This window comes from Paenibacillus sp. LHD-117, from assembly GCF_030929555.1.
Classification (GTDB): Bacteria; Bacillota; Bacilli; order Paenibacillales; family Paenibacillaceae; genus Pristimantibacillus.
Window position 1 is genome coordinate 259,905 of sequence record NZ_JAVFVT010000001.1, and the last position, 24,962, is coordinate 284,866.

A 24,962-nucleotide genomic window follows, 5' to 3' on the forward strand; every position below is an offset into this window, starting at 1 on the left:
CAATGTGAGAAATGGAGTGTCTTTATGGAATATCGCCTGTTGGGCAAGACAGGACTGGAAGTTTCGAGCCTTAGCTTCGGCGCGTCCTCGCTAGGTTCCGTATTCCGGCAAACGGATGATGCCGAAGGTGTCCGTACCGTACACGCGGCTATCGATGCGGGCATTAATTACATCGATGTCTCGCCGTATTATGGCGCCACAAAGGCCGAGACCGTATTAGGCCAAGCCATCAGCCAAACCGCCCGCGATCGTTTTTATTTAAGCACAAAAGCCGGCAGATACGGGATCGATTCGTTCGACTTTTCCGAGTCGAGAATTCAATCGAGCCTGGAGGAAAGCCTTCGCAGGCTGCGGACGGATTATGTCGATATTCTATTTCTGCACGACATTGAGTTCGTGCCGCCGGAAATCATCCTGGAAGAAGCGATTCCCGCGCTCGACAAGCTGAAACAACAGGGGAAAATCCGATTTTCCGGCATTTGCGGTTTGCCGCTCGCTTTATTCGAGCACATGCTACCTAAGGTTCAAGTGGATGCCATTATTTCGTACTGCCATTACGCGCTGAACGACACGTCCTTGCTGAGGCTGCTTCCGCTCCTGGACCAGTTTGGCGTCGGTCTCGTCAACGCTTCGCCGCTATCGATGGGATTGCTCGGCACGCGCGGAACGCCCGACTGGCATCCGGCCGATGCGGAGACGAAGGCGATATGCCTTCGCGCCGCCAAACACGCGGCAGACCGCGGATCGGACATCGCCAAGCTGGCGATCCAATTTTCGACGAGCCATGCCGGCATCCCGACAACGCTCGTCAGCACGGCCAATCCGGATAATATCAAACAAAATGTGGAATGGACGAATGAACCGATGGATGTAGAGCTGTTACATGAGGTCTTGGACATTCTTAGGCCGATTCATGACCGAACCTGGGTCAGCGGACTTCCGCAATATAACGAAAATATAGAGAAATGAGGTTGCACATGAAAGGAATCGTATGCGATGCGATTGGAGAGCTCCGTTTCACCGACGAATTGCCGGAGCCCGCGTTAACCGAGGGACATGTGATCGTAAGCATTCGGCGAATCGGCATTTGCGGAACGGATTACCATGCGTTTAAGGGGAATCAGCCATTTTTCCACTATCCAAGAATTTTGGGTCACGAGTTATCCGGCGTCGTTGATCAAATCGGCGACAATAGCGAAGGGCTTGCGCCCGGGGATCCGGTTGCGATCATTCCTTATCTCCATTGCGGGAGATGTGTGGCTTGCCGTCGGGGCAAGACCAACTGCTGTACGAACATGCAAGTGCTCGGCGTGCATGTAGACGGAGGGATGCGGGAGCGCATTTCCGTTCCCGTTTCGCATCTTCTGAAAGCCGATCGGTTGACATTCGACGAGGCGGCAATGGTCGAACCGTTAGCCATCGGCGCTCACGCCGTACGCCGGGCGGAGGTTGCGGCATCCGATACGGTTCTTGTCATCGGTTCGGGTCCGATAGGACTTGCCGTCATGGCTTTTGCCAAACACGCGGGAGCATATGTCATCGCGATGGATATCAATGAGGAAAGACTTGCTTTCTGCAAAACTTGGGCAAAGGCGGATCAGACGATTAACACAATGGAAGTCGATGCGAAAGATCGGCTGTCCGAATGGACAAACGGCGAATTTCCGGTCGCCGTGTTCGACGCCACGGGCAATGCGGGTTCTATGATGAAGGCGTTCGAGTTGGTCGCGCATGGAGGGAAGTTGATTTTCGTTGGCTTGGTGAAAGGGGACATCTCCTTCTCGGATCCCGAATTCCATAAACGAGAACTGACGCTCATGGGCAGCCGGAACGCCACGGTTTCCGATTTCGAACATGTCATGGAGGTACTGGGCAGTCGTGATCTGGATATCAGCCCGTTTATCACGCATCGCTCGTCCTTCGATCAGATGGTAGATTCATTTGGATCTTGGCTGAACCCGGAATCCAAGGTGATGAAGGCGATCGTGGAGTTGTAATAAGGCGGGTCAGGCATACTCGAATGCCTGACCCGCTTTTCTGCGCGCAGAAGGTTTCATCCTTGTGCATCAATATTCTTATATGCTTCCGCACAAATCTTATATTGTCCTTCCGAGGCGAATGACTGTAAGATCATGGTATTGCTGAGATGCGATAGGATCTATTCTAGTACGAAAGAGATTCACATTCGAATAAATGTAAGCGTTTACTAGAACGCGGACCTAGCCACATTTCATGGGGGGGATCATATGAAACGTACACCTATGATGTTGCAGCTTATCGTCATCTTATTTTGTGTCATGGCCGTTCCGACGGCGATTTTAACCTGGTTCAGCGGCGAGCAGACAATGCGGAATTCCGAGCAGGCCATAGCCGAATCCGCGCTTGCCGAATTAAACGCAAGCCGCAAGCTCAATGAAAACGCACTGAATAACGTGGCCTTGAATACGGTACGGTTAACGGCTACCCATATTTTCGATCGGATTCGGCCGTACGAAACGTTTGACGAGCTCAATTCCAATTTCAGCACGGTCAACAACGCGAGAGCCGTATTGCAGGAGTTGCTGAGCTTGAATCGCAGCGGCGAGGGCGTGCATTCCTCGTTCTTCCACCTCGGCGATTCGGACTATGTCGTGTCGACCGAAAAAGGAATCAAAAAGCTGGAACGCTTCGAGTCCTTGGAGTGGCTGGAGGAGGCGCTTTCCGCACAAAGGGGGGTCAGCGGCGTATGGTATCCCCGGAAGCTCGAGTCCAGCGATAACGTCGTATCGTACGTGCTGCCGCTCAACCGGCTGTCCACCACGACGCGCGGCACGATTGTCGTCAATTTGAGGGAAAGCCAGATCGAAAACGTGTTCCGTTCGTCGGGCAGCGGACAGCAAGGGTATATGCTGCTCGATTCGAACGGCAGCGTAGTCTCCCACAAAGACAAAAGCTTGCTGCTTAAGAGCGGCAGCGTAAAGCCGGTCATCGGGGAAATCTTAAAACAAAGCTCGGCCGAAGGTTACGCGTTCCGCGAGGTCGATGGCGAGCGGCTGCTCTACACGTGGTCGAAGTCGAGGCGTTTCGGCTGGATCAATGTCAATAGTTACTCCGTCGACGACTTGATGGCCAGCTCCCATGCGATGCAGCGGAATATCGTGCTGCTGACGGCCGTCATTATTTTAGCCGGAACCGTGCTGACGTTTTTCCTCGCTACCTGGGTTTCCAAGCCGGCGAGAGAGCTGGTCAGGACGATGCGCACGCGCGGCAATTTGGGCATCAAAGGCAAAAACGAGCTTGCTTTCCTCGACGCGGCGTTCAAGCGAATGCGGGAAGAAGAAGAAGCGCTCAATCATCTGCTCCATGCTCGCGAACAGGATGCCCGAAGCTTGGCGGTGCACCATCTGATCCGCGGCGAACATACGCCGCAGGCTGCCGAGATGTTTCCGGCGCCGAACTTCCTCGTGGCGATCGTTTCTATCGACTCCTATCGGAATTACGTAAGCAAAACCAATCCCGAGACGCGCAGCTACCATCGTTACTTGCTCATCTCGCATTGCGAAAGCTTGTTCCGGGAAGAGGCGTATGGGCGATGCGTCTATCAGGGAGACGGCTGTTTCGCCATCGTGATCAACTATGGGCAAACGGAACGCGTCAGAGCAGGCATTCACGCCGCGCTGTCCGCCATCCGGGACGAAGCGGCGGAGCTGCTGGAGCACACCGTCACGATCGGCATTAGCAGCTCCGCGGAGGAGCGCGACGGGGTCCCGGAGCTCGTAGTCGAAGCGACGGAAGCCATCAAGCAGCGCATGATTGCGGGAAGCGGCGGACTATTGGTTTGGAAGGAAGAGAACGGCCGCGACAAAAAATACATCTATCCCGCCAATAGCGAAAGGCGCATCCTCAACTTCCTGGACAATGGCGATCTCGATCACATACGAAAAGAACTGAAGCTCATCGGCGACGAAATCCGTTCCGCAGAATATGTATCCTACGATAATATCTTGTTTATCTATCATCAATTGGCAGGCGTCACGATCAAGCACCTGAGAGAGAACAACGTCAGCACGGCGCGCATTTTCGCGGGAAGGGGCAACATGTACGCTGCGCTCGCGTCGATCGACACGCTGGACGAGCTCGAAGCCTACATTTACGAATTTTGCCGTGATATCGTGCAATATCTGGCTCGTACGCCGGGCGAGGGCAATCAGCACGGGGAGCGGATCATCAAATATTTGAGTGAACGATACCGCGAAGAGATCGTGTTCCAGGAGATGGCCAAGGAAATCGGCATCAGTTATTCGTACATGCGCAAGATCGTCTATGAAATGACGGGCAAAAGCTTGATCGATTATCTCAACCTGCTTCGCATCGAGAAGGCGAAGGAGCTGCTTTTGGACTCCAATCTGACGATCACGCAGATCGCCTCCGATGTCGGCTATTATAATGTGCAGAGCTTCAACCGGTTTTTCCGCAAATTCGAGGGCATGCCGCCGAGCGGCTATAAGGCTTCGAAATATCGGACGTCATAAGTTTGAATGTCGAGCTGCCGCCTCGGCCTACACGGCCGGTGGAAGGCAGCTTAACTTTTGCTACTACCCTTCAAATCTGATCCTTTCGCACCCGTCAAAGCGCGAAAAAGCCAGGAAAAGATCAAAAATGAAGGATTAAAATCAAAGCTCATGATTTACCGGTTGGAAATGAAAGCGCTATGATGTGAGCAACCCGGAGTCTTCCGCAAGCGGCTTGAACCTGGGAACGTTTAGTCAAAAGGAGGTGAGACTTTGAAAGCTGCAGGAGTTGCGGAGGCCGGAAACGAGATCGCAGCACTACCATACAAAAGCGTCAAACGGGGGTTCTTCCATTATATTCGCCGGGATTGGCAGCTTTACGCGCTGCTGCTCATTCCGTTATCGTTTGTCCTGATCTTCAAGTACGCGCCGATGTCGGGGCTGCTGCTTGCGTTCAAAGAATACAAGATCGCAAGAGGGTTCTGGGGCAGCGAATGGGTCGGCTTCGAAGTGTTCCAAGAGCTGTTCGCCAAGCCGGACTTCGGCCGGGCGGTTCGAAATACGCTTCTGCTCAACGTCTTGGATTTGCTGTTCAGCTTCACGATGCCGATCGTGCTCGCGTTATTGCTGAACGAGATCAAAGGCGCCATGTTCAAGCGCGTCAATCAGACGCTGCTCTACTTGCCGCATTTCCTTTCGTGGGTCATCATCGGCGCCATCGCCTATCAATTGCTGGGTGAAGGAAGCGGCATGGTCAACAATCTCATCGAACAATTGGGCGGCAACCGTATCCCCTACCTGCAAGAGGATACCCATTGGTTGTTCAGTTATTTGGCCATCGGCGTATGGCAGAGCATGGGCTGGGGGACGATTATTTACCTCGCCGCCATCAGCGGAGTCAATCCCGAATTGTACGAAGCTGCAACCGTGGACGGGGCGGGACGATTGCGCAAGATGTGGAACGTCACGCTGCCCTCGATCCGGATGACGATCGTCACCTTGCTGATTCTAAGCTTGGGCAACGTCATGGGCGGATCCTTCGAGCGAATCCTTGCCTTGGCGAACAAGGCGACGACCGAATTCACCACCACCATCCCGGTGCTGGTATTCCGTTGGGGAATCGAAGGCGGAGATTTCAGCCGAGCGACGGCGCTCGGGCTGTTCCAAGCGGTCATCGGCCTGATTCTCGTGCTTCTCGCCGACCGGGTCGCCAAGAAATTGGGCGAAGACGGATTGATTTAGAAAGGAGGCGAACGATGAAGTCGTCCGAAAAAACTTTAGAGGCACCGCGCCGTTATCGCTTTGACATTTGGGATATGCTGATCCGCCTCGTCTTGCTTGTCGCTTCGCTGGTTTGTCTGCTTCCGTTCGTTCATGTCGCCGCCAAATCGTTAAGCGACGATGCCTATGTCATCGCGCAGAAGGTGTTTCTTATTCCGCAAGGCTTTACGCTGGAAGCCTACGGCAAAATTTTTGCTGACGAGAGCATCCTCCGTTCGCTTTATGTAAGCGTTATCGTCACCGTGCTGTTCACGATCGTGGGCATGATCATTACGATTTGCGCGGCTTACCCGCTATCCCGGCCTCAGCTCAAGGGGCGCGCGGCCCTGACCTTTATCTGCGTGTTCACCTTGTATTTCGGCGGCGGCATCATCCCCGATTATCTGTTGGTCAACAGTCTCGGGATGCTCGATACGATCTGGTCGCTCGTGCTGCCGCTTTCGTTCAGCGCCTTTAATCTTCTGATCCTCAAGAGCTCGATCGCAAGCAGCATTCCGGTCAGCCTGGAGGAATCGGCGCGCATCGACGGCGCGGGACACTTCCGCATCCTGATCAGCGTCGTATTGCCGCTCTCCAAGCCGATCCTGGCAACCTTGTCCCTCTTCTATGCGGTCGGACGATGGAATGCCTATCAAGACGCTTTGTTCTACATCAAACACAATGTCGATCTTCGGCCACTGCAGCTGAAGCTGTATTACCTGGTCGTCCAGGCGAGCGAAAGCTTCCAGCTCGAGGCGACGACCGTGCAGCTCAGCAATCCGGAAGTGCTTAAGGCGTCGGTCGTCGTCTTCGCGACGCTGCCGATCATCTGCGTCTATCCGTTCATTCAGAAATATTTTGTTCAGGGCGTCATGCTGGGTTCGGTCAAGGGATAACCTGACGCGCCGAAGCATCGCCACTATGAAAATATGGGGGAATCACGATGAGCAAAAAAAGAATCGTCGCCATGCTGATGGCATCGATCATGGTCACCGGACTTCTGGCAGCCTGCACGAGCAATAATAACAGCGGCAGCACGGGCAACAGCTCGCCGTCTCCGTCCGCAAGCAATTCTAGCAACAACAGCACGAATGAACCGACAGGCGACGGGTTTCCCGATTACTCGAAAGGTTTTCCCGAGAAGGTTAACCTCGATATTCCAGTCTATGAACGGGCTTTCGAAGGCTGGAACGTGACGGACAACTACTATACGCGCTGGATTCAGAAGGAATTCGGCGACAAATACAACATCCAAGTCAACTTCGTTCCGATTACCCGGAACAACGAAGTGACGGATTACGAGCAGCTGCTCGCGGCGCATAAGGCGCCGGAGATTATTTTCCACTACGATATGCCCCAAGCGCTTGCCTATTACGGCGAAGACGTCATGCAGCCGCTGGATTGGGACGAGATTGCCAACTATGCGCCGACGTATTGGGAGAACATGGGCGAGACGATTCAACAATACGGCGTCGTGGACGAGAAAAATATGTTCGTCTTCGCCGCGCGTCCGGACACGGACAACTTTGTCAGCCTGATCCGCAAGGATTGGGTGGAGAAGGTCGGAATGAAGATGGAGGACCTGACATCGCTAGAGAAATATAACGAGTTGCTCGCGAAGTGGAAGGAAGCGGGGCTCGGCGTCTTGGGCGGTGCTTTGACCCGGAACAATTACAATTATAGCTACGGTTTCCGCGATTGGCCGATCGATCCGAAATACCGTGCGCTCTATTCCGATCTTGCCGTTGCGGATTTGACGACCAAGGATACCGAGGAATGGCTGCGGAACCTGAACTACCAATTCAATAACGGCCTCATCGACAAGGAATTTTATCTGCGCGACGACGACAACAAAGTCAAATCCGAGTTCGTGGCGGGCAGGACGGGGACGTACGGATTCTACCTCGCGAGCAACACCGACGTCTTCGAAGCGACGCTGAAAAACAATCCGGGAGCCGAATTCGCCGTCGTGCCTCCAGGCGCGGGCGTGCCGGAAGGCGGAGTACCGCAAGGCCGGGCATACTGGCCGTTCGGTTTCATCATGGGCATCAACTACGAATCGACGGCCGAGGAACGCGCCGCGGTCTGGATGTATCTCGAATGGATGAGCCAGCCGAACAACCTGTTCGTCCTGCAGAACGGCGTCGAAGGCCAGAATTATACCCTCGACGCGGAAGGGCTCCCGGTCAAAACTCCGGATTTCAAAGGCGAATCCGTCCTCTCACAGAACAACAACAAGGATTATTGGGGGCTTGTCACCGAATCCGCGGTATACGCCACGCCTGAATTGACGCTTAAGGCTAATATGAGAAACTGGGCGCCCGCTGGCTACGAGAATCTTGCCGAAGACTTGGTCAAATATCGGAACGAAACGGCGGAATACCGAACGCCGGACGCGCTGTTCACCGTCGTGCTCGAGAAGGTCAACGAGTACAAGGCCGATCTGAACGCCCTCTTCCAGGAGCTGTATCTGGACATCGCCCTGGCGCCGGAAGCCGAGTTCGACGCGAAATACGAAGCAGCCAAACAACGTTTCCTCGATGCCGGCTATCAAGAAATTTTGGACGAGAAACAAAAAGCGATCGACGCAGGCCAATTCCGGTAACCGCGAATAACAACAAGCCAATTTCACATGCCGAAGGGGCTGTCTCGAAAAGTGAACACTTTTAGGGACAGCTTTTCTTCGTCTATATGCGGCGCAGCGGGCCGAATGTGTACGAAAAACCGTACACATGACGCCTAACTGGTGCGCAGCGGGCCGAATGTGTACGAAAAACCATACACATGACGCCTAACTGGTGCGCAACGGGCCGAATGTGTACGAAAAACCGTACACATGACGCCTAACTGGTGCGCAGCGGGCCGAATGTGTACGAAAAATCGTATACATGACGCCATCAGTGGCGCAACGAGCCGAGAGCGATGCTCTTTCCTCTTCTTTTATGCGCGGCCTTAACCGCTCGCGATTATGGCCGCTTCACTTTTGCTCCTTACTGTTCAATATTGATGCACCTGCGTTGAAGATGCCCGTCCTACCGGGCGGCAAAGTCAAAAGTGACAGGGAATGATCAATACTGGCGGTTTACCGTGCGCGGAATGACGGGGTACGATGGGCACAGCCTCGCCGACAACCGGAACAGACAAAAGCTCTTAGCAGCGTTTATCGTTAGGAGGTGTTCATTTTGTTGATTTGAAAGCGCTTCAAACGAAGTGGAGCCGCTTTCGATTTCGGATTATGGATCGGAATTATTTTGGAGGAGTGAGTTCATGGATTTCAAAACCCTATCGCAGAAGAAACCGATTTTCGCATTCTTTTTGTCTTTTCTCATGGTATTTTCTTTGGTCATCTCGCCAACTCCGGGGCATGCGGATACATCGGGCAGCCTGCCGGCCCGTCAGGGGGATTACCTAAACCGCGGTTTGGTTGCGGTTTTGGTCGATAACGGCGTTTTCTTAAGCTGGCGTTATTTGAATACGGATCCGGACGAAATCGCTTTCAACGTCTACAAAAACGGATATAAAGTGAACGCGGCGCCGATTAGCGACGTGACAAACTATGTGGACGCGACCGGCGCCGATAGTTCCCAATACCAGATTTCAACGATCGTAAACGGCAAGGAAGTGATGCAGCCGGAGACGGTTTCGGTGTGGCATAACAATTATTTGCCGATTCCGCTGGATAAGCCGGCCGACGGTAGAACGAAGGACGGCGGCAACTATTCCTATATTGCCAGCGACGCTTCCGTGGCGGATGTGGACGGCGACGGCGAATATGAGATCGTCTTTCTTTGGAACCCGACCAACGCGAAGGATAATTCTCAGGCCGGCTATACCGGCAATGTCTATATCGATACCGTTGAACTGGACGGCAGCAAGCTTTGGCGCATCGACCTAGGCGTTAATATCCGCGCCGGCGCACATTATACGCAGTTAATGGTGTACGACATGGACGGCGACGGCAAAGCCGAAGTTGTCGTTAAGACGGCGGACGGAACGAAAGACGGCCTAGGCCAAGTCATTGGTGACGGTACCAAGGATTACCGCAATGAAGGCGGCTATATCCTTACGGGCCCGGAATATCTCACGTTGTTCGACGGTGAAACCGGCGAAGCTTTATCCACCGTGAATTACGAAGTGCCAAGAGGCGACGTGGGCGCATGGGGCGACGGTTACGGAAACCGGGTGGATCGTTTCTTGGGGGCGATCGCTTATTTGGACGGCGTTAAGCCTAGCATCGTAATGACCCGCGGCTATTATACGCGTACCGTGCTGGCAGCCTATGACTATGTGGGCGGCGAGCTGGTGAAGCGTTGGGTGTTCGATAGCGATGTGGCCGGCGAACAGTACGAAGGACAAGGCAATCACGGGTTAAGCGTGCTTGATGTTGACGCGGACGGCAAAGACGAGATTATGTTCGGCGCGTTGGCCATTAACGATGACGGAACCGTGATGTACAGCACCGGACTCGGCCACGGCGATGCCATGCATGCCGGCAAGCTGGATCCGAACCGGGACGGCTACCAGATTGTCAGCGTGCATGAACATACCAATGCTGCATACGGGATCGAGATGCGCGACGCGGCGACAGGCGCTATAATCTGGGGCGAACGTACGGGCATAGATACCGGACGGGGCATGTCGGCGGATATCGACCCGACTTATCCGGGCTACGAATCATGGGCTTCCACGATTGTCGAAGGGCAAATGCAGCCTGTTACCCGTGTGTATTCGGCGACCGGGAACGTGATTTATGAAGGGACCGAAGCACCGAAAAGCGCCAACTTCGCGATTTGGTGGGACGGAGACCTTCAAAGGGAGCTGTTTGACCATGTATGGGATAACAGCACGGCAAAAGGAATTCCGGTCATCTACAACTGGGATTACGAAAACAAGAAGCTGAATGAAATCTTCAGGGCGAATGGCGCCTTGACCAACAATCACACCAAAGGAAATCCGGCGATTCAAGCGGATATACTGGGAGATTGGCGCGAGGAACTGCTGCTACGGAGCGAAGACAGCACGGAATATAGGCTCTATACGACGACCATTCCTACGGCTTACCGGATTCCGGCACTGATGCAGGATCCCATATACCGACTTGGCGCTGCTTGGCAGAACGTTGGTTATAATCAGCCGCCGCACACGAGTTTTTATATCGGCGCGGAAGCGACGGCATTCCCTAAGGCGAATATCGATCTCGCCGGCGGAAGCGAAGCGCCGGAGCAGGTTTATCATTTTGACTTCGGCACGGAAACCGCAGCCGGGACAACCGGCGTGCAGAATACGCTCTATTCGGCGGGTACGGGCTACGGCTTCGAGAATGCAAGCGGGATTACGGTAGACGCAAGCAACGTTACCTTGCCCGAGAACGCCAAATTCGCCGTAGATTTGCCGAATGCGAACTATAAGGTAACGGTCAAGCTTGGCGATGACTCGCGTGACGGAAACGTCGGCGTTAAATCCGAATTCGTCCAGAAGCTTGCGGTGACGAATGTTCAGACGGGAGTGCCACTGGTCTATTCCTATGACATCGCGCTTGTAGATGGTCAGCTGGAATTGATCTTCTCCGGCTCGGCCATCGACGTGCGGGAAATCATTATTGAGAAGTACCGGGAGAAAACAGCCGGAGCCGCGGCGACGATCTATATGGCGGGCGACTCGACGATGCAGTCTTACAGCGCGATGCAGGCTCCTCAGGAAGGCTGGGGCCAACAATTCGGCCGTTATTTCTCGAACGGCGTAGTCGTCCGGAACCATTCGATCGGCGGCAGAAGCAGCAAATCTTTTATGGTCGACGGTCGTCTGGATACGGTATTGCGCGAGATCAAGCCGGGGGATTTTTTCTTCATCTCCTTCGGCCATAACGATGCCAGCGCCGGCATTCCGGAACGTTACGCGTCTCCGGCGGATTATAAAACCTATCTGGCCCGCTATGTGAACGGCGCCAAACAGCGCGGCGCGACACCGGTGCTCCTTACGCCGGTAGGACGCAGGGATTTTAATCTGATCACCCAGGAATTTAACGTAAGCTTCCCGGACTACGTGCAGGCAGCCAAAGAAGTCGCGGAGGAGCAGGGCGTGGCGTTGATCGATCTGAGCCAGCTAAGCATCGCGCATTACAACAAAGTAGGCCTGGCGGCTACCGAGAAGATCTTCTTGTACGCTTATCCGGGCGAATATCCGAAATACCCGAACGGCATTAACGATAATACGCACTTCAGCGGCTACGGCGCGCAGGTCCTTGCCGGATTGGTTGCGGGAGCGGTCAAAGACATGAATCTCGGCATTTCGCCTTTCGTTATCGACCCGGACATCGGCGAGCCGGAGCCCGAGCCGGAGAGCCAAATCTACGAGGAAAACTTTGAAGGCGATCCTGCCGCCGTCCAATACGCGATGGTGAATGCCACCGGAATTGCGGGACAGATGACGGGAACGGTCGTGGAGCAAAATGGGAACAAGCTGCTGAACGTTGTCGGCTCCGGCTCCGGAAATCGATCGAAAGTGTTCCGCATATTCGATGCGATCGGCGGCGATATCGTAAACGTGAATTTTGATTGGAACACCGGCAACGTGGGCGCTTCCCCGTCCGAAGGCCACTTGTCGCTGCAAGACGCGAACGAAAACTTGATTCTAACGTTGTATACGACCAGCGGCACAAATACTCCGATCGGCTATTTCCCGGGCCATTACGCGCCGGATTACGGCACGGGAACGACGGCTATCCCGGGCGGAAAGTTCACGACCCTTACGAAAAACCAGTGGGTCAACGTGGATGCGACGATTAACTTCGCGGAGAAGAAGATTGATCTGACATTGACCAGCTTGGCGAACGGCAGCGTCACGCAGACGATTGAGGATATTCCGATGAGCGCGGGAACCGCTTATGCCGATAACGTAAGAGCGATGCGCTTCCTGGGTACGAGAAAGGGAGGCGGCGGCACGCTGAACTGGACGACGCAGATCGACAACATGCGGATCGAAGGCACGACGCTTCCGCCGGCTGCTGCCGACCAGACCGCGTTGGTGGCGCTGCACGAAGAGGCGAAGGCGCTTGATCTGTCGGCGTATACCGAACAATCGAAAGCCGTGCTGAACAAAGCGTTGGCGGCCGCCGAGGCGATCATTGGCTCGGAAGCGACGCAGGCCGAGGTGGACCATGCGTTCAACATGCTGACCGTCGCCATGGCGTCGCTGACAAGCGAACCCGCTGTCGATATCAGCGAATACCGATTTGACTTTGGCTCCGGCAACGCAGCAGAAGGTTACACCCAAGTGGATGCCAAAAGGGCATACGTGGAAGGAAACGGTTATGGATTTGCCGATACCTCGCTTGCGCAGGATGAAAACCGCGAAACCGGAAATGCGCTTACGGAGGATTTCACCCGCGTGAACGGCACCTCCTTCCTGGTAGAGATGAAGCCGGCCAATTACCGCGTCACGATGACGATCGGCGATGCGCAAGAAGCCACTAACGCCGGCGTTGTGGCAGAGCAGATGACGAAACTGCCGATCGCGACCGTAGCAGCGGGAGAATTCAAGGAAATCACTTATGACATTGCTCTGATCGACGGCGTATTCAACTTTGAATTTTCGGGCAACACGCCGAAGATCAACGCCCTGAAGATCGAACGTCTGCCTGAAATAGGCGCGGGCGAAAAACCGGTTATTTATTTGGCGAGCGATTCCACGGTTGCCAATTATGCGGAAAGTTATCGTCCGCAAGCCGGATGGGGCGAGACGCTGGACGATTATTTCGACTTGGAGCAGGCCAGCATCGATAACCGGGCCATCGGCGGACTTAGCAGCAAAACCTTCCTGGTGGGCGGACATCTGAACGATATCCTGCTCGGCATTCATGAAGGGGATTATCTGTTCATGCAGTGGTCCCATAACGATTCCACGCCGTCGCGTCCGGAGCGTTATCTCACGCCGGAGCAATTTAAAACGTATCTCAAAGACTATATTAACGGCGCCGTGCAAAGAGGGGCGATTCCGGTTCTGGTTACGCCGGTGAACCGTCGCGATTTCAACGGCGAAATCTTGAATAAGAGCTTCCCGGAATATGTACAGGCGATGAAAGAAACGGCGCATGAAACCGGAACTCTTCTGCTTGATCTGAATCAGGTCAGCTGGGAACACTTCCAGGAGCTTGGTCCAGAAGGAACCAAAAACATCTTCATGTGGGTAGACGGCAAAGAAGACAACACGCATTTGCAAATGAACGGCGCCGTCAAGGTGTCCGAAATGGTGGCAAGGCTTGTGAAAGGGCTGAATATTCCGCTATCCGCTTTCGTCACCTTGGACGATACGGAGGTTCCGCCGGGCGAGCATTGGGCGACGGCAGCCGTATCCGGACCTCAAAGCGCTTATGCCGGTCAGGCAGTGGAATTAGCGGTCGGCGTATCGCAAGTCGGCCAAAGCTTTACCGCGATGGACGTCATCGTCCAATACGACCCGGCGAAGGTGCAGTTTGAAACAGTCAGCGGGGAAAACGGGGCAACGGCGCTTGCGGAGAATGCCATCGCATCGAAACAAGAACATCTTCACATCCTTGGTACGGCCGTACGTCCCGACTTGGGTCAAATTCGCGTCATCCTCATCAGCGCGGGCGAGGAGCATGCGGTGACGGGTAGCGGAGAGCTATTCGTCCTGCGCGGCAAAGTGAAATCGGACGCGCCGCTCGGGAACGCGACTACGGCGCTTACGAAGTTCGAAGTGTCCCGCGACGGAACGGCGGGCATCGTGAACATTGCCGAAGCCTATCATTCGCTTACCATCGGTCAGACGCTGCCGGTCGACTCGGATAAATCGGCATTGATCCAGGCGATTGCTTCCGCGCAGAGTCAACTGACGGGTGCGGTAGAGGGCGATAAAATCGGCAAGTACGAAGTTGGCGCGAAGGCGGCGCTGCAAGCGGCTATTGAAGCGGCAGCGATCGTTCGCGGCAATCCTTACGCAACGCAAGCGCAAGTCGATGCGGCAACCGGCGCGCTGAACGCTGCGGTTCAGCAGTTCCTTGCCCGGTTCATCAGCCTGGTCGAGGGCCAGACGCAGATCACGATCCGCGATCTGTCCATCATCGCGAAATACTTCGGCGTATCTTCCGAGGATACAAGCTGGAACGAAATCGCGAAGGCCGACCTGTTCGACGAGGGCGAAATCAATATCCGCGTGCTCGCCGCCGTAGCGCGTATGATCTTGACGGAATGGAGCTCGAACTCGGAGCAATAAAGCAATCTATTACGAGGATGGCAGGGAGGAAGGAGAACGAATCTCCTTCCTCTTCCTCCATGAAAGGAAGAGGCAAAGACATGGTCCAATTGAAGAAAAAAGGGATGTTCTTCTTAACGGCTCTGTTGTTCTTATCGCTATGGTCTCCCGGCGCGCTGCTCGCGGCTAACGAGCCGGTTTTCAGTATGAAGGCGACGAATCGGGAATCCAAAGTGATCATTGAAGTAAAGGGACAACAATTGAAGGATCTATATGCCTATCAGTTCAATCTCGCATACGATGCCAAACATATGCGGTTTATCGAAGCGGACAGCCCGATCCAGGGCTTCACGGTCGATCCGATCGTCAAGGAGGGAGACATTCTGTTCGCCCATTCGAAGGTCGGCACCGCCAAAGGGACGAAGGGCGATGCGATTTTGGCGACATTGACGTTCGAGAGGATCACGGGCAGCCCGGCCGCGTTTACCTTGCATGACATCAAGCTGGTAGACTCCGCTTTAGAGATGGCAGAGCTGACAACGAAGGTCATTGTATCGTCCGGCCTCAAGTTTAAGGATATAGCCGGTCATTGGGCGGAGGCGTCCATTCTGAAAGCGAGCGAGCGCGGCTTCGTCGCCGGCTACAGTGACGGGACCTTCCGTCCGCAGCGGCAAGTGACGCGCGCGGAGTTCGTCGCGATGCTCGTCCGCGCGCTGGAGCTGCAGGTTCCGACTGCGCCGCAATTGGAATTCGCGGATCATGATAGCATCCCGGCTTGGGCGCGGGGTTATATTGCAGCGGGCATAGAAGCGGGGATCATCGAAGGGTACGCGGACGGTACGTTCCAAGCAGGCAAACTGATCTCGCGCGCCGAGATGGCCTCCATGATCGTCCGATCGGAAGGCGTCGCTCCGTCTTCGGGCGGTAAACCAAGCTTCGCCGATACCGACGATATTCCGGCATGGGCTCAGCCTTACGTCGCCGTCGCTGCCGAGCGCGGATGGATCAAGGGCGTCGGGGACAATCGGTTCGCCCCGCTTAAACATGCGACCCGCGCGGAGGCGGCGCATCTTATCCTAACGCTTCGTCCTTGACCGAGCCGTGAAGCTTCCGGTACGTCTCCGGCGTCATGCCTTCCTTCCGCCGAAACGTGGCCACGAAGTGGCTCGCATCGCGGAATCCGACCGCTTCCCCGATGCGGCGGACGGTCCAATCCGGCCGGGAAGGCAGCCATTCCTTCGCCTTGCGGATACGAAGCTGGATCAAGTAGGCATAAGCTGTCTGGCCGAACAGCTCCCTAAACTTCTCGTTCAGCTGCCTCTCGCCGATATCCAGCTTGGCAGCCATCTCCGTCAGTCCGATGCCGGGATCGGCGAACGACGTTTCGAGCCAATCAAGCAGAAGCTGAACATGCTCCAGCCTCTTCGATATGGACGGACGGTTATCCGTTCGGGCATCGGTTCGCAGCAGCGTAAGGAATCGGTACAAATCTGACGACAATTGCCAACCTGACGGGTCGCCTCCAGATTCGGCGAGCGTCAGCATGTCGTCCAGTGTTTCGAAAATCCGGCTTGTGCCGGCTTCCCATTGGAAGCGCTCCGCGATGTTCCATCCGAACGACTGCACGAGGCTCGCGGCCATGCTCCCGTGAAACGTAATGAACCCCGTATGCCAAGAACCGTTCTTGGCTTCGTACCTGTGAGGCGTGCCCGGGTATAACAGCACGCCGGAGTGCACGGCCATTCTCCAGGTGTGGCCGTTCGCCGATAGCTCGCCTTCGCCTCCCAGCGTCTGGAGCCAGTGAAAATACGGGTAGCCGTGAGGCCGCTCGATTTTCTCTTGTTCAGGACTCACTCCGATCGACTCGACCTGCAGCGGCAGCAGCTCAGCGGGGGAAGAGGGGACGATGCGACGTTTCATAATATTCCTCCATATTCTTATATAATGGTACGGATATTTTATATGGGATCCAATAAAACAAACAATTACAATGAAGTCGTATACTGCGGTTTTATCATATAAAAAGTAGAAAAACAAGATGAATAGCGTAAAAAACCTACGATCCCGAAAGGAAGGGAAGGTTGATATGAGACTTAACGTAATGGAAAGCGACTTGAAGGAAACTCTCGGACGTGTGGCGGAGTACACGTTCGGCATGGACTTAACATGGGACTGGCCGGGCGGCGTGGCCTATTATGGCGTCAGCCGGGCGTTTGAAGTCACCGGAGAGCAAGTCTATCTGGACCGGATGATCGCCTGGGTGGACGAATACATCGAAGCGGGACTGCCGGGATGGACAGTGAATACGTGCGCGATGGGGCATATGCTGCTCACGCTGTACGAGCATACGAAGGACGAGAGGTATGCCGAGCTTATTTTCAGCAAAATCGACTATCTGGAAAATAAAGCACTGCGTTTCGGCGACCGGGTGCTTCAGCATACGGTGTCGGCAAAAAATGATTTCCCGGAGCAGTGCTGGGCGGATACGCTGTTCATGGCGGCGTATTTCATGCTGCGCGCGGGCATCATGTTCGACAAAAAACATCTCGTCGAAGATGCCTTGCATCAATTTTTCTGGCATATCAACTATTTGCAGGACGAAAACGACGGGCTATGGTATCACGGCTACAACCATATGAAGAAGGATCATATGTCCGGCATTTATTGGGCGCGGGCCAACGCCTGGGCGGCCTACACAATGTCCCGGGCGGCCAAGATTCTGCCGGAAGGTTATCTGTATCCTCCGATGATGCATATTTGGAGCTCCTTGCGCGATCAGCTGGCAGCCATTAAGAAGTTGCAGAAGGAAGACGGCCTTTGGGGCACCGTCCTCGATTACCCGGAAGCCTATGGCGAAGTATCGGCCACGGCGGGCATCGCGGCGGCCATGGTCACGCAAGGTAACCCGCTGCACGCGAAATACGTGCAGAAGGCGCTCGACGGCTTGCTTGCGAACATCGCGGACAACGGCCGCGTGCTGAACGTATCGGGCGGCACCGCCGTCATGAACGATATCGCCGGCTACCTCGGCATCGACAGGAAATGGGCCCAGGGCTGGGGGCAGGGATTGGCTCTTGCGTTTTTGGCGGCGGTCATTGAATATAAGAAATGAAAGGGTTACCACAGTTTAAGGAGGCTAAACGATGTTGTTGGAACCAAAATCGAAGCTGATCATGATCGGCGACTCCATTACGGATTGCGAGCGGGCTAGACCCCGCGGGGAAGGGCTTTTCGGGGCAATCGGCAAGGGCTATGTTTCGCTTGTGGACGCGCTGCTTACGGCAGCCTATCCGGAGTGCGGGATTCGCGTCGTAAATATGGGGACAAGCGGCAATACGGTTCGCGATCTGAAGGACCGCTGGCAGACGGACGTGCTGGACCTGAAGCCGGACTGGCTGTCGATCATGATTGGCATTAACGATGTCTGGCGGCAATACGATCTGCCGGCCCAGACCGAGCAGCATGTTTATATCGACGAATATGAAGAAACGCTGGAGGCGCTAGTCGAGCGTACGAGACCGCAGCTGCAGGGGCTTGTATTAATGACGCCGTTCTATATCGAGCCGAATGCGGCAGATCCGATGCGGAGCACGATGGATCGGTACGGCGAGGTCGTCAAGAAGATAGCGGACAAACATGATGCGCGTTTTGTAGATACGCAGGCCGCATTCAATCGGGTTCTGGCCCATATTTATCCGGGAACGCTCGCTTGGGACCGCGTACATCCGAACATGGCGGGGCATGCGGTACTCGCAAGGGCTTTCCTGCAGGCAATTGGTTACGAGTATGACCGTGGGCTATCATAAAAGTCAGAAGGATGGAATTCAGATGCGCAAACTTGTATTTTTCCTGGGTGGAGCAGGAGCGGGCAAGACGACGCTCGCGAAGGCGCTGGCGAGAAGAAGCCATGCGGCATTGTTTGATATGGATACGCTCTCCAGACCTGCCGCCGAGGCGATCATGTCGTTGTCGGGACTGGATCCGAACGACCGCGATTCGCCTCTCTACAAGACGCGATGCAGAGAACTGGGCTACCGCCTCACGATGGACGCCGCACTGGAAAATATAGAGCTTGGAACGGATACATACGTCATCGGTCCATTCACCAAGGAGACGGAAGATCCCTCATGGCTGGAAAACGAGCTTTCGCGGATCGGCGCCTCTCTGCGTGATGTGGATGTGAAGGTGATCTTCGTCAGTCTTTCTAATGATAGCCTTTACCGCGAGCGCATCCGGCAGCGGGGATCTGCTCTCGATGCATGGAAGCTGGACAACTGGGACGAATTCAGCCGATCGCTTGTCCCCCGCCATGCGCAATGGCCCCTCCCCGAAGCGTCGATCCTTTATTTCGATAATTCAGGAGAAACGTCTGAGGACAAGCTGGCACTGCTCGAGCAATTTGTTAATCATTCCGAATAACTGCAATCATCACCTTATTCTTATATAAAAACGCTCTTATTTTATATTGGATATAGCAATTATAAGCCATAATATAAAGTTATCTAGGGCAGTTTTATCATATAAGATGAGGTGTGACGGAATGATTAACACAAAAAAACCGAAAATTTGGTACGGCGGCGATTACAATCCCGATCAATGGGAGAAGCCGATTTGGGACGAAGATTTGCGATTGTTCAATCTGGCCGGCATCGACGTGGCGACGCTGAACGTATTCGCTTGGGCGAAAAACCAACCCGACGAGGATACCTACGATTTCGGCTGGCTCGACGAGATGATGGACAAGCTTCACGCGGACGGCATCGGCGTCTGTCTCGCGACAAGCACGGCGGCGCATCCCGCTTGGATGGCGCGCAAATACCCGGACGTGCTGCAGGTCGACTTCCACGGAAACAAACGCAAGTTCGGCGGACGCCACAACTCCTGCCCGAACAGTCCGACTTTCCGCAAATATTCGGCGCGTATGGCAGAGAAGCTCGCCGAGCGCTACAAAGACCATCCAGCCCTGCTTATTTGGCATATCAACAACGAATACGGCGGCGCAGGGAATTGCTATTGCGACAACTGCGAAGCGGCATTCCGCGAATGGGCGAAAGCGCGTTACGGCACGCTGGACGAGTTGAACCGCGCCTGGAATAGCGGGTTCTGGGGCCATACGTTCCACGACTGGGAGGACATCGTCTTGCCAAGCGGCCTCAGCGAGGAATGGTACGGCGCGAACGGACGGACGGAGACGAACTTCCAAGGCATATCCCTCGACTATATGCGCTTCCATTCCGACAGCCTGCTCGATTGCTACAAGCTTGAATATGATGCGGTCAAGAAACATACGCCGGACATTCCCGTCACCACGAACCTGATGGGCGCCTTCAAAAAGCTCGACTACCACAAATGGGCGGGGCACATGGACGTCGTGTCATGGGACAACTATCCCCGTTTCGATACGCCGCACAGTTACACGGGTATGATGCACGATTTGATGCGCGGACTGAAGGATGGTCAGCCGTTCATGCTCATGGAGCAGACCCCGAGCCAGCAAAACTGGCAGCCTTACAACTCGCTTAAGCGTCCAGGCGTCATGCGGCTCTGGAGCTACCAAGCGGTGGCCAGGGGCGCGGATACGATCCTGTTCTTCCAGCTACGCCGGTCGATCGGCGCATGCGAAAAATATCACGGAGCCGTTATCGAGCATGTCGGCCACGAGCATACCCGCGTATTCCGCGAATGCGCCCAGCTCGGCGCGGAGCTCGGGAAGCTCGGCGATTCGCTCCTGGATGCCCGGGTTCAGGCCAAAGTCGCCATTTTGTTCGACTGGGAGAACTGGTGGGCGGTCGAAATGTCCAGCGGTCCGACCATCGCCCTTCGTTATGTGGACGAAGCACACAAGTTCTACGACGCGCTGCATCGTTCGGGAATCGCGGCGGACGTCGTCAGCGTGGAAGCCGATCTTAGCGGTTACGACCTCGTCATTGCTCCCGTGATGTATATGGTGAAGCAGGGCGTAGCGGATAAGCTGGAGACTTACGTGCAAGCTGGCGGCGCGCTCGTCACCACCTTCTTCAGCGGCATCGTCGACGAAAACGATCTTGTCAAAACGGGCGGATATCCCGGCGAGCTGCGGAAGCTTCTCGGCATATGGGCGGAAGAGATCGATGCATTGCTTCCCAGCCAACGCAACCGGATGGTCGTGCCGGAAGGCTCTCCCGGCTTGAAGCCGGAATACGAATGCGGCATGCTCTGCGACTTGATCCACTCGGAAGGCGCCGAAGTGAAGGCGGTGTACGGCGACGATTTCTATCGCGGCATGCCGGCGCTTACCGTCAATAAGTTCGGAGCAGGCGAAGCCTGGTATTTGGCGACGAGCCCTGAAGCTGCATTCCTGCAAGATTGGCTGTCGCAGCTGTGTTCCTCCCGCGGGATTAAGCCTCTCGTTCATTCCGCGCCGGAAGGTGTGGAGACGACGCTCCGTTCCAAAGACGGCCAAGAGTACTTGTTTGTTCTAAACCACAATGAGGAGTCGGCAACGATCGATCTAGGCGAACGTTCCGGCACCGAACTGATCAGCGGGCGCGTGCTGCAGGGCGGATTAGCGGAGCTTGCAGGACGCGATGTGTGGATTGTTAAGCTTCATTAGGATAAGGCGGCTTCCCTGGCCGCATTGTGAGCCAGTTTATGCAAGTAATTGTTATGCTTATGTTTGCCAATATACTTGATTTGAACGTCTACATCGGGAAACAGTCGATTGAGATCGGCTAGAGCCGCCAATAGTTCATTTCTACCTTGTTCATTCTGCGGATGCGCGAAGCGGTCTTGTGCCAATATACGCGAAATGCGGCTGCAGTCGGTAAAGATGACGGCGATTTTCGGTTGACGCTCCGATAATTCTGCTATAAGCGTTTCCAGTCCAAGTGCGATCGCCAACATTTCGCCGTAGTTCGAACCTAGGTCCCGATCGACCGGCAGCTTCTTGGCCGCAACGTTTACGGTTCGATTATAGACGGTGCAACAAGCTGCCCCGTAAACGTTGCGCGAAGCGAAGCCGGCGTAATCGCAATAAAGGAACATTGTTCCTTTGTTCACGATATTTTGCCTTAAGCTAGGGCTTGCGTAGGCTTTTTTGATTAGCGGGTTTTTGATTATATCCATAAGCGCATCTCCTGTAATTCATATGGGATCAGGATAACCGATCGGCCGAAAAGTAAACCATATCCCAATATTCGTCTACATCCTTGCTCGAATGAATATATTTCGTAGTGAGAATTCGGATGTAGAATGAAGGAGGAATTGGGCAAATGGAGGTCGCTTCTACGCCAAGCGTTCAAAAGGTTAACGACTTTATCGCTTTTATCCGCGAATTAAATGGACATCTTCAAGGAGAAATCGAATTGTCTCCCGCAAATCTACGGGTTACGGACCTTATTAGGCGCCTTTCGATTCAATTACGATCCCATTACTTGCCGGAGGAGATCCAGTCCGTTCTAAGCAATGAATACATTCGTATGAATCAACGAAAATTGCAGGATAAGTTGTCAGAAGCCGAATTTCTGGAAGAGCTGGACTATGCGCGCCACGTTTGCAAATCGGAAGATTCCGGCTTGGAATTCGTCACAAGGTTGCCTAACTGGCATATATACATGGCCTTGGTCAGCGAGGAACTGTCCACTCTTCGTCGGTTTATTCGAAAGGACGGTCAAACGGAGAAATCGCCGATTGTTTTTGTCGGCAGCGGACCGCTACCTCTGAGTCCTATTATTTTGCACCTGTGCAGCGATGTCGAGGTGATCTGCCTGGAAATCGATTCTGCGGCCTATGATGCATCATGCTCTTTGCTTGATCGCATCGGTTTAGGGACTAAAGTGACCGTCATCCTGGACAACGGATCTGCGTTTGATTATAGCTCGTATAACCGGATCTTTGTTGCAAGTCTCGTTAGAAATAAGACGGCGGTGCTTGATCGAATTCGTCGAACATCCCCCTATCCGCTTGTAGCGGTTCGAACAGCAGTAGGAATGAGGCAAATCATGTACGAAGGCATCGACGAATCGGAGTTGAGCAAGCAAGGATGGCGGATCCAGGCGCGAACTTGGCCGGATGAGAAGCTGGTCATCAATTCGACCTTGTTTCTTGACCGCGCGGCCGCTTCCGGCCTGCCGGATTAATATCGTAGCTTCGGGACCGTCGGCCCGATAGAACCAGAAAGCATCAGAAAGCACCTTCCCGTTCGCATGAATAGGAAGGTGCTTTCTGGTTTCCGGGATCAAAGCTTACCGATGGTCTTTATACCGGTTCGCCTTCGTCGCCGCCCGAATCGCATGAAGCTCCTCGGAGGACAGCGGAGCGCTGGCAGCGGCTGAGACGTTGCCGCGAAGCTGCTCAAGGCTGCTCGCACCCGGGATGACGACGCTCACGGACGGATCGCTCAGCGTAAACCGAATGGCCGTCTGCCCGAGCGTGCGCTCGTTGCCGGCAAGCGTCGCCAGCTGCTCGCGCAAGCCGGGTAATTCCTCCGGCGCGTAATCCAGATAGCCGCGGGAACCCTTGCCGTCGCCGGCTTCGGTCAGGATGCCGCCGGCGAGCGGCCCGCGCGCAATCAAGCCGATGCCGCTCTTCGCCAGCAACGACAGCGTCTCTTCTTCGGGACGGCGGTCCAGCATGTTGTATTGGCTCATGACGCTGACAATGGCGGATCGCCGCACGTATTCCCGAATGACGTTCGGGCGAATGGACGATATTCCGTAATGGCGAATGATTCCTTCTTGCTTCAATTCCTCGAACGCTTCGATCGTCTCTTCGATGGGATCGTCGATCGTGCCTCCGTGCAGCTGGTAAAGATCGATATAGTCTGTACCAAGCCGTCTTAAGCTGTCTTTAACGGCGGAGCGTATATACGCTTTGGACGGATCCCATGTCCAGCCGTCCTTGCCCGGCACCCGGCGATTGCCGACTTTCGTCGCCACGATGACATCGGCGCGACGGTCCTTGATGGCCTTGCCGACCAGCTCCTCGTTGCGGCCGGAATCGTACAGATCGGCCGTATCGAGAAAGTTGATGCCCAGCTCCAGCGCTTCGCGGATGATGGCTACGGCCTTATCCTCGTCCGTTCCTAGCGACATGCAGCCGAGTCCGATATCGCCGACGTAAAGGTCAGATGTTCCCAAACGATTTTGATTCATGTACGGCTTCCCCCCTTTGATAGACTCCATATGAAATGATTATATCTGATTTGTCCTTTCTTTTCCGCCGTCACTGAAATGTGAGCGAGCCGTCAGTGCAGAGGGGTTTTAATCATCCCTCGGATGGGGTACGATCTATAGTGTTAGGAGGAGACGAAGATGGAAAGTTATGCATGCCTATATGTCGTTCGCGGCGAGCCCTTCCCAACGGGCACCTGCGTGAATCTGAGCGAGGATGAGACGGTTGTCGGCCGGAAGTCCAATCAGTTGACTCCGGACTTGGCCTTTACGAACGCTTTTATTTCCCGGCAGCATTTCGTCATCCGTAAGGAGAAGGACAAAGCGGTGCTGTACGATATGGGAAGCCGCCACGGAACGGAAATTAACGGCGAACGGTTAACGCCGCATCAACCCTATACGTTGAACAATTTTGATATCATTAAGCTTGCCAACGGGATGACCGTCCTCCACTTTTCTTATTTGTTTGCCGATCAAACCCTGGATATCGAACCGCTTAGCATCACCAGGCGGCTCCAAGTCGCGGAACTGCAGCTGACGATCCATTGGGAGAAACGGGAATGCGTGGTGGAAGGCAAGCGAATCGCGATGTCCGAAAAAGAATATTTACTCATACGCGTGCTGCACGAGAATGTGAACCGTCTCGTTCCGCTCGACGTGATCAAATCGAGTGTATGGCCCGAACGGTCTCCGGGAGAGGAAGGAGTCCCGCATGTATCGCTCGACGAATTGAACGCCTTGATCTACAGGCTTCGCAAAAAATACGGTAAAGACACCTTTCTGATAAGCGCGGTGCGCGGCAGCGGCTACATGCTCGAATCCGAACTCAAATCGTCATAACGAAAGCGGGAAT

The 24,962-nt window shown here is 54.5% G+C and carries 17 protein-coding genes; 14 read left to right on the plus strand and 3 right to left on the minus strand.

Features of this window, described 5'->3' with window-relative positions:
* Positions 1-24 precede the first annotated feature (24 nt).
* From RB620_RS00815 to RB620_RS00850, 8 genes are all read left to right on the plus strand, one after another.
* Positions 25-969 (plus strand): aldo/keto reductase, encoded by a 945-nt coding sequence (locus RB620_RS00815; protein ID WP_308091598.1) that lies wholly within the window; start codon positions 25-27, stop codon positions 967-969.
* Between the two features lie 8 nt (positions 970-977).
* Entirely contained in the window at positions 978-1,997 is a 1,020-nt protein-coding gene (locus RB620_RS00820) for a zinc-binding alcohol dehydrogenase family protein (RefSeq protein WP_308091599.1), read from the plus strand.
* 249 nt (positions 1,998-2,246) lie between these two features.
* The gene (locus RB620_RS00825; RefSeq protein WP_308091600.1) at positions 2,247-4,511 is read left to right on the plus strand and encodes a helix-turn-helix domain-containing protein; all 2,265 of its coding nucleotides are present in this window, start codon (positions 2,247-2,249) and stop codon (positions 4,509-4,511) included.
* Positions 4,512-4,799: 288 nt separating this feature from the next.
* Positions 4,800-5,732 carry an ABC transporter permease gene (locus tag RB620_RS00830; protein ID WP_308091648.1) on the plus strand — a complete coding sequence of 311 codons (933 nt, stop codon included), beginning with the start codon at positions 4,800-4,802 and terminating at the stop codon, positions 5,730-5,732.
* 14 nt (positions 5,733-5,746) lie between these two features.
* On the plus strand, positions 5,747-6,646 hold the full coding sequence (locus RB620_RS00835) for a carbohydrate ABC transporter permease (protein WP_308091601.1): 900 nt from the start codon (positions 5,747-5,749) through the stop codon (positions 6,644-6,646).
* 47 nt (positions 6,647-6,693) lie between these two features.
* Positions 6,694-8,355: an extracellular solute-binding protein gene (locus RB620_RS00840; protein WP_308091602.1), complete on the plus strand. Its 1,662-nt coding sequence runs from the start codon at positions 6,694-6,696 to the stop codon at positions 8,353-8,355.
* Between the two features lie 662 nt (positions 8,356-9,017).
* Positions 9,018-14,981, plus strand: coding sequence for a rhamnogalacturonan lyase family protein (locus RB620_RS00845; protein ID WP_308091603.1), 5,964 nt, complete (start codon positions 9,018-9,020; stop codon positions 14,979-14,981).
* A gap of 80 nt (positions 14,982-15,061) precedes the next feature.
* Entirely contained in the window at positions 15,062-16,054 is a 993-nt protein-coding gene (locus RB620_RS00850) for an S-layer homology domain-containing protein (RefSeq protein WP_308091604.1), read from the plus strand.
* Here RB620_RS00850 and RB620_RS00855 read toward each other — a convergent pair.
* Complete coding sequence (locus RB620_RS00855) at positions 16,032-16,880, minus strand: AraC family transcriptional regulator (RefSeq protein ID WP_308091605.1); 849 nt, start codon at positions 16,878-16,880, stop codon at positions 16,032-16,034. The two genes, RB620_RS00850 and RB620_RS00855, sit on opposite strands and share 23 nt — an antisense overlap.
* A gap of 166 nt (positions 16,881-17,046) precedes the next feature.
* Between RB620_RS00855 and RB620_RS00860 the strand changes: the two genes are divergently transcribed.
* The 4 genes from RB620_RS00860 (at position 17,047) to RB620_RS00875 (ending at position 21,552) form a co-directional block, all read left to right on the plus strand.
* A complete protein-coding gene (locus RB620_RS00860; protein ID WP_374121342.1) occupies positions 17,047-18,072 on the plus strand; it encodes a glycoside hydrolase family 88/105 protein in 1,026 nt (341 codons plus the stop codon).
* A 31-nt stretch (positions 18,073-18,103) separates the two neighbouring features.
* Complete coding sequence (locus RB620_RS00865) at positions 18,104-18,766, plus strand: SGNH/GDSL hydrolase family protein (protein ID WP_308091606.1); 663 nt, start codon at positions 18,104-18,106, stop codon at positions 18,764-18,766.
* Positions 18,767-18,788: 22 nt separating this feature from the next.
* The gene (locus RB620_RS00870; protein ID WP_308091607.1) at positions 18,789-19,379 is read left to right on the plus strand and encodes a P-loop nucleotide/nucleoside kinase family protein; all 591 of its coding nucleotides are present in this window, start codon (positions 18,789-18,791) and stop codon (positions 19,377-19,379) included.
* 121 nt (positions 19,380-19,500) lie between these two features.
* A complete protein-coding gene (locus RB620_RS00875) occupies positions 19,501-21,552 on the plus strand; it encodes a beta-galactosidase (protein ID WP_308091608.1) in 2,052 nt (683 codons plus the stop codon).
* Here the strand turns inward: RB620_RS00875 and RB620_RS00880 are convergent.
* Entirely contained in the window at positions 21,549-22,064 is a 516-nt protein-coding gene (locus tag RB620_RS00880) for a hypothetical protein (RefSeq protein WP_308091609.1), read from the minus strand. The two genes, RB620_RS00875 and RB620_RS00880, sit on opposite strands and share 4 nt — an antisense overlap.
* Before the next feature lie 146 nt (positions 22,065-22,210).
* Between RB620_RS00880 and RB620_RS00885 the strand changes: the two genes are divergently transcribed.
* Positions 22,211-23,077 (plus strand): nicotianamine synthase family protein, encoded by an 867-nt coding sequence (locus tag RB620_RS00885; protein WP_308091610.1) that lies wholly within the window; start codon positions 22,211-22,213, stop codon positions 23,075-23,077.
* A 105-nt stretch (positions 23,078-23,182) separates the two neighbouring features.
* On the opposite strand, the gene RB620_RS00890 is transcribed toward RB620_RS00885, so the two are convergent.
* A complete protein-coding gene (locus RB620_RS00890) occupies positions 23,183-24,091 on the minus strand; it encodes an aldo/keto reductase (RefSeq protein WP_308091611.1) in 909 nt (302 codons plus the stop codon).
* A 159-nt stretch (positions 24,092-24,250) separates the two neighbouring features.
* Between RB620_RS00890 and RB620_RS00895 the strand changes: the two genes are divergently transcribed.
* Complete coding sequence (locus RB620_RS00895) at positions 24,251-24,949, plus strand: FHA domain-containing protein (RefSeq protein ID WP_308091612.1); 699 nt, start codon at positions 24,251-24,253, stop codon at positions 24,947-24,949.
* Positions 24,950-24,962: the final 13 nt, after the last annotated feature.